Origin of the sequence: Paraburkholderia pallida (assembly GCF_004524855.1) — a bacterium.
In the GTDB taxonomy this organism is placed as follows: domain Bacteria; phylum Pseudomonadota; class Gammaproteobacteria; order Burkholderiales; family Burkholderiaceae; genus Paraburkholderia; species Paraburkholderia oxyphila.
In genome coordinates, this window is the sequence record NZ_CP038148.1 from 306781 (window position 1) to 321238 (window position 14458).

Annotated in this window: 15 protein-coding genes; 13 read left to right on the plus strand and 2 right to left on the minus strand. The window is 65.6% G+C overall.

Annotated elements, in window-relative coordinates; all coding sequences use genetic code 11:
* Positions 1 to 162 precede the first annotated feature (162 nt).
* The 11 genes from kdsD to E1956_RS01310 all read left to right on the plus strand — a co-directional run bounded on the left by kdsD (position 163) and on the right by E1956_RS01310 (position 9764).
* Positions 163 to 1149 carry an arabinose 5-phosphate isomerase KdsD gene (gene kdsD, locus E1956_RS01260; RefSeq protein WP_134746726.1) on the plus strand — a complete coding sequence of 329 codons (987 nt, stop codon included), beginning with the start codon at positions 163 to 165 and terminating at the stop codon, positions 1147 to 1149.
* Entirely contained in the window at positions 1149 to 1715 is a 567-nt protein-coding gene (locus E1956_RS01265) for a KdsC family phosphatase (protein WP_134746728.1), read from the plus strand. The genes kdsD and E1956_RS01265 overlap by 1 nt, the downstream gene beginning before the upstream one ends.
* Positions 1715 to 2317, plus strand: a complete 603-nt coding sequence (lptC, locus tag E1956_RS01270; RefSeq protein WP_134746730.1) for an LPS export ABC transporter periplasmic protein LptC — start codon at positions 1715 to 1717, stop codon at positions 2315 to 2317. The genes E1956_RS01265 and lptC overlap by 1 nt, the downstream gene beginning before the upstream one ends.
* 32 nt (positions 2318 to 2349) lie before the next feature.
* Entirely contained in the window at positions 2350 to 3042 is a 693-nt protein-coding gene (gene lptA / locus E1956_RS01275) for a lipopolysaccharide transport periplasmic protein LptA (RefSeq protein ID WP_134746732.1), read from the plus strand.
* Positions 3043 to 3062: 20 nt separating this feature from the next.
* Entirely contained in the window at positions 3063 to 3830 is a 768-nt protein-coding gene (lptB, locus tag E1956_RS01280; RefSeq protein WP_028219968.1) for an LPS export ABC transporter ATP-binding protein, read from the plus strand.
* A gap of 326 nt (positions 3831 to 4156) precedes the next feature.
* A complete protein-coding gene (locus E1956_RS01285) occupies positions 4157 to 5674 on the plus strand; it encodes an RNA polymerase factor sigma-54 (RefSeq protein ID WP_134746734.1) in 1518 nt (505 codons plus the stop codon).
* Between the two features lie 177 nt (positions 5675 to 5851).
* Entirely contained in the window at positions 5852 to 6208 is a 357-nt protein-coding gene (hpf, locus tag E1956_RS01290) for a ribosome hibernation-promoting factor, HPF/YfiA family (RefSeq protein WP_028219970.1), read from the plus strand.
* A 358-nt stretch (positions 6209 to 6566) separates the two neighbouring features.
* On the plus strand, positions 6567 to 7094 hold the full coding sequence (gene ptsN / locus E1956_RS01295; protein ID WP_133196318.1) for a PTS IIA-like nitrogen regulatory protein PtsN: 528 nt from the start codon (positions 6567 to 6569) through the stop codon (positions 7092 to 7094).
* A gap of 49 nt (positions 7095 to 7143) precedes the next feature.
* Complete coding sequence (gene hprK, locus E1956_RS01300) at positions 7144 to 8112, plus strand: HPr(Ser) kinase/phosphatase (RefSeq protein ID WP_027795920.1); 969 nt, start codon at positions 7144 to 7146, stop codon at positions 8110 to 8112.
* 79 nt (positions 8113 to 8191) lie between these two features.
* Positions 8192 to 9085: an RNase adapter RapZ gene (gene rapZ, locus E1956_RS01305; protein ID WP_134746736.1), complete on the plus strand. Its 894-nt coding sequence runs from the start codon at positions 8192 to 8194 to the stop codon at positions 9083 to 9085.
* A 40-nt stretch (positions 9086 to 9125) separates the two neighbouring features.
* On the plus strand, positions 9126 to 9764 hold the full coding sequence (locus E1956_RS01310; RefSeq protein WP_134746738.1) for an LON peptidase substrate-binding domain-containing protein: 639 nt from the start codon (positions 9126 to 9128) through the stop codon (positions 9762 to 9764).
* Positions 9765 to 9816: 52 nt separating this feature from the next.
* Here the strand turns inward: E1956_RS01310 and mutY are convergent, their stop codons facing one another.
* Positions 9817 to 10938: an A/G-specific adenine glycosylase gene (mutY, locus tag E1956_RS01315; protein ID WP_134746739.1), complete on the minus strand. Its 1122-nt coding sequence runs from the start codon at positions 10936 to 10938 to the stop codon at positions 9817 to 9819.
* 15 nt (positions 10939 to 10953) lie between these two features.
* The gene (gene mutM, locus E1956_RS01320; RefSeq protein ID WP_134746741.1) at positions 10954 to 11784 is read right to left on the minus strand and encodes a bifunctional DNA-formamidopyrimidine glycosylase/DNA-(apurinic or apyrimidinic site) lyase; all 831 of its coding nucleotides are present in this window, start codon (positions 11782 to 11784) and stop codon (positions 10954 to 10956) included.
* A 131-nt stretch (positions 11785 to 11915) separates the two neighbouring features.
* Here mutM and E1956_RS01325 point away from each other — a divergent pair, with 131 nt between their 5' ends.
* Together E1956_RS01325 and lolB are read left to right on the plus strand one after the other, a co-directional pair.
* The gene (locus E1956_RS01325) at positions 11916 to 13787 is read left to right on the plus strand and encodes a tetratricopeptide repeat protein (RefSeq protein WP_134746743.1); all 1872 of its coding nucleotides are present in this window, start codon (positions 11916 to 11918) and stop codon (positions 13785 to 13787) included.
* On the plus strand, positions 13787 to 14443 hold the full coding sequence (gene lolB / locus E1956_RS01330; RefSeq protein WP_134746745.1) for a lipoprotein insertase outer membrane protein LolB: 657 nt from the start codon (positions 13787 to 13789) through the stop codon (positions 14441 to 14443). Before E1956_RS01325 ends, lolB begins: the two co-directional genes overlap by 1 nt.
* The last annotated feature ends 15 nt before the right edge of the window (positions 14444 to 14458 follow it).

Below are 14458 nucleotides of genomic sequence, written 5' to 3' on the forward strand. Positions count from 1 at the left end.
AAATTGTGCCCGCGCCGGTCGTGTTCATGATCGGCGCAAATTGGGGTCCAGGGGAAGTCCAGAGGAAGTATTGCGGAAGAGGCGTGCAAAAGCGGCAAAAGCCGGGGCTTTCGCGCTGGGGGCGCCGGCGCGGCGCGCATACGCCTTTGCTATACTCCGCGAATGATAGCGAAAATCAATGGCGACCGGGCGCTGAAGCTCGCTCGCGACGTGCTCGACATCGAAGCTGACGCCGTGCGCGGGCTTCGCGACCAACTCGACGACAACTTCGTCGGCGCGGTCGATCTCATCCTCAGTTGCCGCGGACGCGTGGTCGTTTCCGGCATCGGCAAATCGGGTCACATTGCCCGCAAACTCGCGGCCACCCTCGCCTCCACAGGCACGCCGGCGTTCTTCGTGCATCCCGCCGAAGCGAGCCACGGCGACCTCGGCATGGTGACCGCCGACGACGTCTTCATCGGCCTGTCCAATTCCGGCGAATCGGAAGAGCTCGTGGCCATTCTGCCGCTCGTCAAGCGCATCGGCGCGAAGCTGATCGGCATGACCGGCAACCGCCCGCAATCGACGCTCGGCAAGCTCTCGGACGTGCATCTGAACGCCGGCGTCGAGAAGGAAGCCTGCCCGCTGAATCTCGCGCCCACCGCCAGCACGACGGCGGCGCTCGCGCTCTCCGACGCGCTCGCGGTCGCGGTGCTCGACGCGCGCGGCTTCGGCGCCGACGACTTCGCGCGCTCGCATCCGGGCGGCGCGCTCGGCCGGCGCCTGCTCACCTATGTGCACGACGTGATGCGCACGGGCGACGCCATTCCAAAGGTGCGCGCGGACGCCACCGTGCGCGACGCGCTCTTCCAGCTCACCGCAAAGCGCATGGGCATGACCGCCATCGTCGACGAAGAAAACCGCGTCGCCGGCATCTTCACGGACGGCGACCTGCGCCGCGTGCTCGAGCGCGCCGGCGATTTCCGCGACCTGGCGATCGCCCAGGTGATGACCAAAGGCCCGCGCACCATCGGTCCCGACCAGCTTGCAGTAGAAGCCGTGGAACTGATGGAGCGACATCGCATCAATCAGATGCTGGTGGTCGACGCCGAAGGCTCGCTCATCGGCGCACTCAACATGCACGACCTGTTCTCCAAGAAGGTGATCTGATGAATGCGGCCCCCGGGCTTGATGCGAACGCGCGCGCCGCGCGCGTGCGCTTGATGATTTTCGACGTCGACGGCGTGCTCACCGACGGCGGCCTGCTGTTCACGGGCGCCGGCGACACGATGAAAGGCTTCAACTCGCTCGACGGCCACGGCGCCAAGCTCTTGCGCGAGGCCGGCATCGACACGGCCATCATCACCGGGCGCCGCTCGGAGATCGTCGCCGTGCGCGCGAAGGAGCTGCGCATCACGCATCTGTACCAGGGCGTCGAGGACAAGCGCGTCGCGTTCGAGGCCTTGCTCGCCGAGACCGGCATCACGCGCGAGCAGTGCGGCTACATGGGCGACGACTGGCCCGATCTCGCCGTGATGCTCCAGTGCGGCTTTGGCGCGGCGCCTGCGAACGCCCATCCGGAAGTGCTCGCGCGCGCCCACTGGGTCACCGACAAAACCGGCGGCCACGGCGCCGTGCGCGAAATCACCGACCTGATCCTGCGCGCCCAGGGCCATTACGACGCCATGCTCGCGGCCGCTTGCGCCCCGTCCGCCCCGCGCGCCGCGGAGTCCTGATGAGACAACCGCGATTCAGCCTCACCTCGCTCGTGCCGATCGTCTGCGTGGCCGTGCTTGCCGGCTTCACCTGGTGGCTGATGCAGGCCGTCAAGCCGCGCGAGAACGAAGCCCCGCCGCGCCCGCTCACGCACACGCCCGACTATTTCGCCGACAACTTCTCGGTCTCCGAGCTCGACCAGTCGGGCTCCACGCAATACCGCCTCACCGCCGTGCACATGGTCCATTACGAGGACGACTCGAACAGCGACCTCACGATGCCCGCGGTGCGCGCGTTCCAGCCCGGCAAGCCGGTGGTCACGGCAACGGGCCAGCGCGGCACGGTCAACGGCGACGCTTCGATCGTCGACCTGTACGACCACGCACGCATCCTGCGTGCCGCCGGCGCCGGCGACCCCGACATGCAGGCTGATTCCGAGCATTTCCGCGTGCTCGTGAACGACGATGTGATCCTGACCGAAAAGCCGGTTAAACTTCGTCGCGGCCAGTCGGTCATGACGGCCACCAGCGGCATGAACTACAACAACGTCACCCGGGTCATCCAGCTCTTCGGCAACGTCCGCGGCGCGATCGCCCCGGCTGACTCCGGCGGCTCGTCCTGATCCCCCGGGCCGTCCACCCAAGGCACGACTGCATGAACGATTCGCTTCCCCGACCTTTGTCCGGCCGCCCGCTCGCGCAGGGCTGGCGCCGCGCTGCGTTCGCGACGCTGGCCGCGTTGGCAGCCGCGATCCCGCTCGCATGCGTGGCCCCCGCCGCGCATGCCGAACGCGCCGACAAGGACAAGCCGCTCAACATCGAAGCGGACAACATGACGTATGACGACCTGAAGCAGCAGACCATCTTCACCGGCCACGTGGTCGCCACGAAGGGCACGATTCTGATCAAGGCCGACAAGCTCGTCGTCACGCAAGACCCGCAGGGCTACCAGTACGCGACCGGCACGGTGGCGCCGGGCACCCCGGACGCCAACCTCGCCTACTTCCGCCAGAAGCGCGAAGGCATCGACGAATACGTCGACGGCACGGCCGAGCGCATCGACTACGACGGCAAGCAGGATCTCACCACGCTCACCACGCGCGCGACGGTGCGCCGCCTGCAGGGCCTCTCGACCGTGATGGACACGGTGCATGGCAGCGTCATCACCTATGACGGCCAGAACGACTTCTATACCGCGAAGTCGGGCTCGGACGTCGCCGGCCCCGGTAACCCGAAGGGCCGCGTGCGCGCGACGCTCTCGCCGCGCAACGGTGGCGCACAGCCGCTCGCCGGCGCGTCGGCCACGCTCGCGCCCTCCACGTCAATCAAGGGAGCGCCGCAACAGTGAACACCGCCACCGCCTCCCCCATCCATCAGCGCCCGGCCGCGGGCAAGACAAGCTCGCTCGTCGTGCGCAACCTCAAGAAGCGCTACGGCTCGCGCACCGTCGTCAAGGACGTCTCGCTAGACGTGAAGAGCGGCGAAGTGGTCGGGCTGCTCGGGCCCAACGGCGCGGGCAAGACCACGTCGTTCTATATGATCGTGGGCCTCGTGCCGCTCGACGCGGGCGAGATCGACCTCGACGGCGAGTCCATCAGCCTCCTGCCGATTCACAAGCGCGCGGCGCTCGGCCTTTCGTATCTGCCGCAGGAAGCCTCCGTGTTCCGCAAGCTCACCGTGGAGGAGAACATCCGCGCGGTGCTGGAGCTGCAGACCGACGAGCAGGGCAAGCGCCTCTCGAAGGACGCCATCGCCACGCGCTCCGACGCGCTCCTCGACGAGCTCCAGATCGCGCACCTGCGCGACAATCCGGCGCTCTCTCTGTCGGGCGGCGAGCGCCGCCGCGTGGAAATCGCACGCGCGCTCGCGACTGATCCGAGCTTCATCCTGCTCGACGAGCCGTTCGCAGGTGTCGACCCGATCGCCGTGCTGGAAATCCAGAAGATCGTGAAGTTCCTCAAGCAGCGCAACATTGGCGTGCTGATCACGGACCACAACGTGCGTGAGACGCTCGGCATCTGCGACCACGCGTACATCATCAGCGATGGCAGCGTGCTCGCCGCGGGCGCCCCCGGCGAGATCATCGAAAACGAGAACGTGCGCCGCGTCTATCTCGGCGAACACTTCCGCATGTGACACGCCCCACCGGGCGCTGGCTGCACAGCCCGCGCCCGGAACGCCGCGCGCCCTACCCGGGCCAGCGCGGCCGGCCACGCGCCATCTGCCGTGCCTCTAGCTTCCCCCTGAGTTTTCCGTTGTGTTTGCCCGCTGGTGCCCGCCCAATGAGGCGCGTGCGCCACGAGCGGCCCGCACCCATGCGCCGGCGCCTTGCACGCGCCTGTTTGCGCACCAAATTCGCCCCTGCGGCCAGGCCGCGCACCACCGCAGAGCACACGCGTTTTCGCGAATGTCGCGTGGTATCGCGAGCGTGGCAAACTCTTTACAATGAATCGCACACCGCCATGAAAGCCAGCCTCCAACTCCGCCTCTCGCAGCATCTCGCGCTGACCCCGCAGCTACAACAGTCGATCCGGCTGCTGCAGCTGTCGACGCTCGAACTGCAGCAGGAGGTCGCCACGGCGATCTCGCAGAACCCTCTGCTCGAGAACGAGGACGACTGGATCGCGAGCCCGCTGCGCGTGGCAGCGGACGGCTCGGTCATCGCTCAGCCGCCCACGCCCTCTGGCGCCGAGCCGATGCAAGGCGCGGACCACGGCACGTCGTCGTCGGGCAGCAGCAGCGAAAGCGGCGAAGGCGAGCCGCGTGGCGTGGACGAATACGACGGCCTCAGCGGCGACGCAAACGGCGAGGCCAGCCAGTGGAACCTCGACGACTACGGCCGCTCCGGCAGCGCCTCCGACGACGACGACCTGCCGCCGCTGCAAATCCACGAATCGACCACCACGCTGCGCGACCATCTGATGGCGCAACTGCGCGAGACGAATGCGAGCCAGCGCGATCGCGCGCTCATTACGTTCCTGATCGAATCGCTCGACGAAGACGGCTACCTCTCGGCGACCTGCGAGGAAATCCTCGCCGATATCCCGGAAGAGCTGGAAGTCGATGCCGACGAGCTGAATGCGGCGCTTGCGCTCCTGCACAGCTTCGACCCGGCGGGCGTGGGTGCGCGCTCGGCGTCGGAGTGCCTGAAGCTGCAATTGCTGCGCGTCAATTCGTCGCCTACGCGCACGCTCGCGCTCGAGATCGTGTCGAACCATCTGGAATTGCTCGCCGCACGCGACTTCACGCGCTTGCGCAAGCAACTGAAGACCGGCGACGACGAATTACGCGATGCGCATACCTTGATCCGCTCGCTCGAGCCGTTTCCGGGCGCGGCGTACGGCAAGGCTGAAGCCGACTACGTGGTGCCGGACATCATCGTGAAGAAGACGGGCCAGAACTGGCACGCCGAGCTCAATCCGGAAGTGGTGCCGAAGCTGCGCATCAATCACCTGTACGCCAACATCCTGCGCAACAACCGGGGCGACCCGGGCAGCGGGTCGCTGCGGCAGCAGTTGCAGGAAGCGCGCTGGCTCATCAAGAACATCCAGCAGCGTTTCGAGACGATCCTGCGCGTCGCGCAGGCCATCGTCGAGCGTCAGAAGAACTATTTCGTGCACGGCGAGATTGCCATGCGCCCCTTGGTTTTGAGGGAGATTGCTGATACGCTGGGCCTACACGAATCAACTGTCTCGCGTGTGACAACCGGTAAATACATGCTGACTCCATTCGGGACACTTGAATTTAAGTACTTCTTCGGATCGCACGTTTCAACGGACACCGGTGGCGCCGCATCGTCTACCGCCATCCGCGCCCTTATCAAGCAACTCATAGGAGCCGAGAACACCAAATCCCCTCTTTCGGACAGCCGCATAGCCGAACTGCTGGCGGAACAGGGTTTCGTGGTCGCGCGACGCACCGTCGCGAAATACCGTGAAGCGCTGAAGATTCCGGCGGTCAATCTGCGCAAGTCTCTTTAAGCCTGTTCCGGCCTTAACGGAATGGGCACTTTCCGGCCGCGGCGCCAGTTGGCGGATAGGGCCGGCCGAGCTAGCCCCTCGTAACGGCCTTTCGGGGAGCCGTACGACCTGGGCAAGGCAGTCGACCGGCACAGCCGCGCTTCACGCGTCACGCGGCCAATAGCCTGGAGAAGCACTATGAATCTGAAGATCAGTGGACACCATCTCGAAGTAACGCCAGCGTTGCGAGAATACGTGATCACCAAACTGGACAGGGTGCTAAGACATTTCGATCAGGTCATCGATGGCAATGTGGTCCTCTCGGTCGACAACCATAAGGAAAAGGACAAGAGACAGAAGGTTGAAGTGAACCTTCATCTGAAAGGCAAGGATATTTTTGTGGAGAGCGCGAACGGCGACATGTACGCCGCCATCGATCTCGTGGTCGACAAACTCGATCGCCAGGTCGTGCGTCACAAGGACCGCCTGCAAGGGCATCAACACGAGTCGCTGAAGTATCAGCCGGCCGCCCCGATCGAAGTCCCGCCGCAATGATGCGCTGAACGCCGGGGCAGCGCATGCGGCCCCGCTTCAAGGCACCAGCGAAAGTACGAACGAAAGTGCAGACGCGGTCCCGAACCGGCCGCAAACGAAGCCGCCCTAGCCGGGCGGCTTTTTTGATGAGCTTTTTGATGGGTGGCCAGGCATGAACGAGCGGCACCGAACGGTGCTCCGGGGTGCAACCGCGCAACAATGGTTGCGCCGATGCATGGCGCATCGCACCATCGGCCAGTACGCTTGTTCTATAATGGTCCAGTCGCTTTCGGGGTAATACGTCCCCACGGTCCCGGCACCGCGCTGGTTGAGCCATGCGAGGCGCCGGCTGCGCAGGGTTTCTCTTGCGCGCAACGGCATGCCGCCTCGCGCATCAACTGCGCCTGATGTCGGTGTGAGGAGCATTCAGGCCACGTTTTCGCCTGCCAACATGAATCGTTTAGCCAAAATACTTCCCATCGAGAACGTCGTCGTCGGCCTGTCCGTTACCAGCAAAAAGCGCGTCTTCGAACAAGCTGGCCTGATCTTCGAAAACCAGAACGGCATTGCCCGCAGCACGGTTACCGACAATCTGTTCGCGCGCGAGCGCCTCGGCTCCACCGGCCTCGGTGAAGGCGTGGCCATTCCGCACGGACGCATCAAGGGCCTGAAGCAACCGCTCGCCGCCTTCGTGCGCCTGGCCGAGCCGATTCCCTTCGAAGCCCCGGACGGCCAGCCCGTCTCGCTCCTGATCTTCCTGCTCGTGCCGGAACAGGCCACGCAGCAGCACCTGGAAATTCTGTCCGAGATCGCCCAACTGCTGTCCGATCGCGAAACCCGCGAGCGGCTGCACACGGAAGAAGATCGCGAAACATTGCATCGACTGCTCACCCAGTGGCAAGCTTGATGTAACGCGCGGCTTTTCGTGGTTTTTTGCGCATTTTGCGCCAGGACTCATGGACACTTCCAGCATCAACGCCCAAAGCATCTTCGACGACAACGCCACCACGCTGAAGCTCAGCTGGCTGACGGGGCACGAAGGCTGGGAACGCGGCTTTTCGGCCGAGACGGTGGCAACGGCAACGGCCAGTGCGGACCTCGTCGGCCACCTGAACCTGATCCACCCGAACCGCATTCAGGTGCTCGGCGACGCCGAAATCCACTACTACCAGCGCCAGACCGACGAAGACCGCTCGCGCCATATGGCCGAGCTGATCGCGCTCGAGCCGCCGTTCCTCGTCGTGGCCGACGGCATGACCGCGCCGCCCGAGTTGGTCCTGCGCTGCACGCGCTCGTCCACGCCGCTCTTCACAACGCCGATGTCGGCGGCCACCGTCATCGACAGCCTGCGCCTCTACATGTCGCGCATCCTCGCGCCGCGCGCGACGCTGCACGGCGTGTTCCTCGACATTCTCGGCATGGGCGTGCTGCTGACCGGCGATTCGGGCCTCGGCAAGAGCGAGCTGGGTCTCGAGCTGATCAGCCGCGGCCACGGCCTCGTGGCCGACGACGCCGTGGACTTCGTGCGCCTCGGCCCCGACTTCGTCGAAGGCCGCTGTCCGCCGCTCCTGCAGAACCTGCTCGAGGTGCGCGGCCTGGGTCTGCTCGACATCAAGACGATCTTCGGTGAAACGGCAGTGCGCCGGAAGATGAAGCTCAAGCTCATCGTGCAGCTGGTGCGCCGGCCCGACGGCGAATTCCAGCGCCTGCCGCTGGAAAGCCAGACAGTGGACGTGCTCGGCCTGCCCATCAGCAAGGTCACGATCCAGGTGGCGGCGGGCCGCAACCTGGCCGTGCTCGTCGAGGCAGCCGTGCGCAACACGATCCTGCAGTTGCGCGGGATCGACACCCTGCGCGACTTCATGGACCGCCAGCGCCTCGCCATGCAGGACCCGGACAGCCAGTTCCCCGGCAAGCTGATCTGACGAGCCGCGCCTCGGGAGCGTCATCACCGCGGCGCAGATCGGATGCTATGATGACCCAATCGGGTTCATCTACTTTCCCATGCGTATCATCCTGATCACCGGCATCTCGGGTTCCGGCAAGTCAGTGGCGCTGAATGCGCTCGAAGACGTCGGCTACTTCTGCGTCGACAATCTGCCGCCGCGCTTTTTGCCGCAACTCGCCCAATATCTCTCCGAAGACGGCTACGAGCGTCTCGCGGTTGCCATCGACGCGCGCTCGAGTTCTTCGTTCGAGGACATGCCGGAGATGATCCGCGACCTCGCGCGCGAGCACGACGTGCGCGTGCTGTTCCTCAATGCGAGCACGCAGTCGCTCATTCAGCGCTTTTCAGAGACACGCCGCCGTCACCCGCTCTCGGGTTCCGTCACGCACGACGCCAACGTCGGCATGCTCAAGTCCCTGGAAGAAGCGATCGAGCACGAGCGCGAACTGGTCGCGAATCTCGCCGAATTCGGCCATCAGGTCGACACGAGCAACCTGAGCGCCAATTCGCTGCGCCAGTGGATCAAGGTGTTCGTCGAAGGCGGGCGCGGCTCGCTGATGCTCACCTTCGAATCGTTCGGCTTCAAGCGCGGCGTGCCGCTCGACGCGGACCTCGTGTTCGACGTGCGCACGCTGCCGAACCCGCACTACGACGCCCGTCTGCGCCCGCTCACCGGGCTCGACCAGCCCGTGATCGAGTTTCTGAACGCGCAGCCGGCCGTTCACGCAATGATCGACGACATCTACGCGTTCGTCGCGAAATGGCTGCCGCATTTTCGCGACGACAACCGCAGCTATCTGACCGTCGCGATTGGCTGCACCGGCGGCCAGCATCGCTCGGTCTACATTGCCCAGACGCTCGCCACGCGCTTTGCCGGCGAGTCGAACGTCATCGTGCGTCATCGCGACGCGCCACTCGATGTCGGAGAATCGTCCCGGCTGATCGCCTAACTGGCCGCGCCAGCGCGGCCTTAACCGAAAGCGTTGCGCCATGTCCTCTTCTTCTGCCGTGCTCGCCGATTTGCCGCTCTTTCCGCTGCATACGGTGCTCTTCCCGGGTGGCCTGTTGCCGCTGAAGATCTTCGAAGCGCGTTATCTGGACATGGCACGCGAATGCCTGCGCGAACAAACGCCGTTCGGCGTGTGCCTGCTCAAGAGCGGCGCCGAAGTCGCACAGCCCGACGAAACCGCGGCCGTGCCCGAAAACGTGGGCTGTCTCGCCGAAATCGAACAGTGCGACGTCGAAACGTTCGGCATGCTGCTGATCCGCGCGCATGGCACGCGGCGCTTCAGGCTGCTCTCGCATCGCTCGGAAGCCGACGGCTTGCTGGTCGGCATGGCCGAGCCGCTGCCCGAGGACATCCCGCTCGAAGGCTCGGAGCGTCTCGCGCGCTTTGGCGCGTGTGCGGAGGTGCTCGAGCGCATCATCGCGACGATCCGCGAGCGCGACCCGGCGAGCCTGCCGTTCGTGGAGCCGTTCCGTTTCGACGATCCATCGTGGGTCTCGAACCGGCTCGCGGAAGTCCTGCCAATCGCGCTGCGCGCGCGTCAGAAACTGATGGAGCTCGACGACGCCGGTGCGCGCATCGACGTCGTGCATCACTACATGCAGCAGCATCAGCTGCTCTGATGGCGCTTTAGGCGGCTTTCCTCGCGCCGCGCTCAGCGCCCGCGTTTTTGCCTCAAATTAAGGAGCCGCGCAGGCTATCGAGCAGCTTGCGTACCGGCGCAGGCACGCCATAGGCGTCGATCTCGCGCAGCGCGACCCACACCGTTTCCCCCTCGTTCGCCATGAGCGCGGCGCCCTTGTGTTCGAACTCGACCACGCGCGGCTCGATGTCGAGCTTGAAATGCGTGAACGTGTGCGTGAGTGGCGCAAGCGGCGAGGCCTTCGCTGTCGCGCCGAACATCAGCGCGCGCTCAGCCAGCGCTGCTTCACCGGCCGCTTCGGGCAGGCTCCACAGGCCGCCCCAGATGCCCGTGGGCGGGCGCTTCTCGAGCATCACCGCATCGCCGTCGAGCAGCACGAGCATCCACGTGCGGCGCGTGGGCACCGCCTTCTTCGGACGCGCGGCGGGCAGCTGGCGCTGACGGCCCGTCGTCTTCGCCACGCAATCGTCCGCGAAGGGGCAGCGCTCGCAATCGGGCTTGCCGCGCGTGCACAGCGTCGCGCCGAGATCCATCAGGCCTTGCGTGTAGGCGCTCACGTCGGCGTCGCTGGCATCGGCTCCCGGCACGAGCGACTCGGCGAGCGTCCACATCGCGTTCTCCACGCGCTTCTCGCCAGGAAAGCCTTCCACGCCGAACACGCGCGCAAGCACGCGCTTCACGTTGCCGTCGAGGATCGTCGCGCGCGCGCCGAACGCGAACGACGCGATCGCCGCCGCCGTCGAGCGGCCGATGCCGGGCAATTCGGCGAGCCCTTCGACCGTCGACGGAAACTGGCCGCCGTGCTCCTCGGCCACTACCTGCGCGCATCGATACAGATTGCGCGCGCGCGAGTAGTAGCCGAGCCCGGCCCAGAGCGCCATCACGTCGTCGATGGGCGCGGCGGCAAGCGCCCCCACCGTGGGAAAGCGTTCGAGAAATCGCCCGTAATACGGAATCACCGTGGAAACCTGCGTCTGCTGCAACATGATTTCCGAGAGCCAGATGCGATAGGGGTCGCGCGTGTTCTGCCATGGCAGGTCGTGGCGGCCATGCACGCGCTGCCACGCGATCAGGCGCGGCGCGAAGCTCGCGAGCAGGTCGTCGGGATAAGTGCCCGGCGCGAGTTTTTCAGTAGAAGCGGATGAAAGATACATGGAAGAACTTGCGAATCAGCGCTGACAGCGCGGACAGAAATAAGTGGACCGCTGGCCCTGCACGATCTGCTTGATCGGCGTGCCACATACTCGGCAGGGCTGGCCCGCGCGGTCATAAACGAAATATTCGAGCTGAAAGTAGCCGCTCTCGCCGTTGCTGCCGACGAAGTCGCGCAACGTGCTGCCGCCCTTCTCGATCGCCGAGGCCAGCACGGCGCGCACGGCGTCCGCGAGCAATTCGTAGCGCGCGAGCGAGACGCGGCCCGCGGCCGTGGTCGGCCGGATGCCCGCGCGAAAAAGACTTTCCGACGCGTAGATATTGCCCACGCCCACCACGATGTCGCCGGCGAGCAGCGCCTGCTTGACGGCAACCTTGCGGCCACGCGTCTCGCGAAACAGCAGCGCGCCCGAGAACGCGCTCGTGAACGGCTCGATGCCGAGATTCGCAAGCAGCGGATGGCCGAGCACGTCGCCCGCCTCGCGCGGATGCCAGAGCACGGCGCCAAAGCGGCGCGGATCGCGAAAACGCAGCGTGAAGTCGTCGAAGAGCCAGTCGACGTGATCGTGCTTCTCGGCCGCGGGCGGCTTTGGAAGATTACGTAACACGCGCAGCGTGCCGGTCATGCCAAGATGGACGATGAACCAGCCCTCATCGACCTCGAAAAGCAGATACTTGCCTCGTCGGCCCACGGAACGGATCGTGCGGCCACGCAGCGTGCGTGCGAGCGTGTCCGGCACAGGCCAGCGCAGGGCCGGATTGCGCACGTCGACGCGCTCGACACGGCGGCCCGCGACCCACGGCTCGATGCCCCTGCGGGTAACTTCAACTTCTGGCAGCTCTGGCATGTCTAAGGGCTTGTGAGGTTGTGCTGAAAGGTTCCGGCGAGCGTAGCAGGGCTGGTCTGCAACTTGCGTCATCGTTGTGCGCGTATTGTATCGAGCGCGTTACAATCGACCGAAACATTCGACGGAATTCCATGGAACTGTCTTTCGTAAAGCTGTTTGCGAAGCGCTCGCCGCAAGTGTCGAAAGCGGCAGCACCGCGTCTGCGCAAAGCGTCGCCACTGCGCGCGTTCGGACCCCGGCGGCTGATCGCGGCGGCGGTGCTCGCGGCGTGGGCGCTGACCGCGTCGAGCGCGTATGCACAGGATCAGGCCCCCGACACGGACGACACTTCCGTCACCATGCCGGATGCATTCGGTCCCGCCTCGCCCGACGAGATGAAGGACCTGCCGAGCGTACCGCTCACGAGCCAGATCGTCTTCCAGGTGCTCGCCGCCGAAATCGCGCTCCAGCGTGACCAGCCGGCGCCGGCCTATCAGACCTATCTCGCGCTCGCGCGCGACACGCACGACCCGCGCATGGCGCAGCGCGCGACGGAAATTGCGCTCGCCGCACAAAGCCCCACCGACGCGCTCACCGCCGTGCAGCTCTGGCAACAGTACGCGCCCGATTCCGAGCGCGCTGCGCAGCTCGACGCCTCACTGCTCGTGCTCGCCGGCAAGCCCGCCGACGCGCAGCCGCTGCTCGCGCGCGAGCTGGCCCGCGTGCCGGCCGACAGCCGCGGCCAGGCGCTGCTCTCGCTGCAACTATTGCTCTCGCGCGGCCCGAATCGTGCGGGCGGCCTCGACACGCTCAAGGCGCTGCTCAAGGACGACATGAACCGGCCCGAGGCGCAACTCGCCATCGGCCGCCAGCAACTGCTCGTCGACGACGTGCCCGCCGCGCGCAAGTCGTTCGAGCAGGCGCTCGCGATCAAGCCCGACTACCTGCCCGCCGCGCTGATGCTCGCGCAGATGGGGCCGGAGGAGCGCCAGGAAGGCATCGCGTCGATCGAAAAGTATGTTCAGCAGAATCCAAAGTCGCGCGAAGGACGTCTTGCGCTTGCGCAAACCTACCTCGCCTCCGACCGGCTCGACGACGCGAAAAAGCAGTTCGAAATCCTGCACAAAGCCAACTCGACCGACTTGATGCCGCTGATGGCGCTTTCGCTCATCGACGTGCAGCAAAAGAAGTATGACGAGGCGAAGCAATATCTGGTGCAGTACTCGCAGGTGGCCGAGAAAACGCCTGGCGCGGATCCGGGCCAGGGCTACATTTATCTCGCGCAACTCGCCGCCGAGCAGAAGGACAACGCGCAAGCGCAGCAGTGGCTCGACAAGATCCAGCCCAACAGCCAGCAATACGTGCCCGCGCAAATCACGCGCGCGCAGATGCTCGACAAAGAGGGCAAGGTCGACGACGCACGCCGTCAGCTCGCGAGCATCCAGGCCGACGACCCGCGCGACCAGGCGCTGATCGCACGCACGGACGCCGCCATCCTGTTCGACGCGAAGCGCTATCCGGAGGCTGAGGCGCGTCTGGCCAAGGCCACTGCCGACTTCCCGGACGACCCGGATCTCACCTATGACTACGCCATGGCCGCCGAAAAGAACGGCCATTACGACATCATGGAAGCGCAGCTGCGCCAGTTGATCAAAGCGCAGCCGGACAACCCGCAGGCCTACAACGCACTCGGCTACTCGCTCGCGGACCGCAACCTGCGCCTGCAGGAAGCGGACAAGCTCGTCGAAAAAGCTTCGGCGCTCGCCCCGGACGACGCGTTCATCATGGACAGCGTGGGCTGGGTGAAGTACCGCATGGGCGACAACGCCGACGCCATCAAGCTGCTGCGCAAGGCCTACGATCTGCAGCCGAACGCCGAGATCGGCGCGCACCTCGGCGAGGTGCTGTGGAAGAACGGTGACCAGGCCGGCGCACTGCAGGCCTGGCGTGAGGCGCGCAAGCTCGAACCCGATAACGACACACTCCTGAAAACGCTCAAGCGCTTCCAGGTCAACGATCTCTGATGGCTGAATTTCCTTTGCATCGCCGCCCTGCCGCCACTGCCGCCGTGTTTGCGCGATCGGTCCGGCGGCCGGCGCTGGGCGTGGCGGCAGCCGCGCTGCTCGCTCTCGCGGGCTGCGCGACGCAACTGCCGCATGAACCGTCCACCGCACGCGCCACGACTTCGCTCACCACGCAAACGAGCCGCGCCTACCATGGCCGCTTCGCCGTTCAGTACAACGACCAGAACGGCCAGCAGCGCAATGCCTACGGCAATTTCGACTGGCGCGAAACCGACTCGACCGTGACGCTGCAACTGCTCAATCCGCTTGGGCAGACGCTCGCCGTGGTCACGTCGTCGCCCGCCGAGGCCATGCTCGAGCTGCCGAACAAGCAGCCGCTCACCGCCGACAACGTCAGCACGCTGATGCAGCAGGCGCTCGGTTTCGCTTTGCCCGTGGAGGGCTTGCGCTACTGGCTGCAGCCATCGGTTGCGCCCACGTCGCGCGCGCAGACCACGCCTGATCCCAAAGATCCCCAGCGTCTCGCGCAGATCCAGCAAGACGGCTGGACGATCGACTATCTCGCATACGCAGACGCACCCGCCACCGGCGTCAAGCGCGTGAACCTCACGCGCGAAGATCCGCCGCTCCAGATCAAGCTCGTGCTCGACCAGTAAAGGAATCACGCCCGG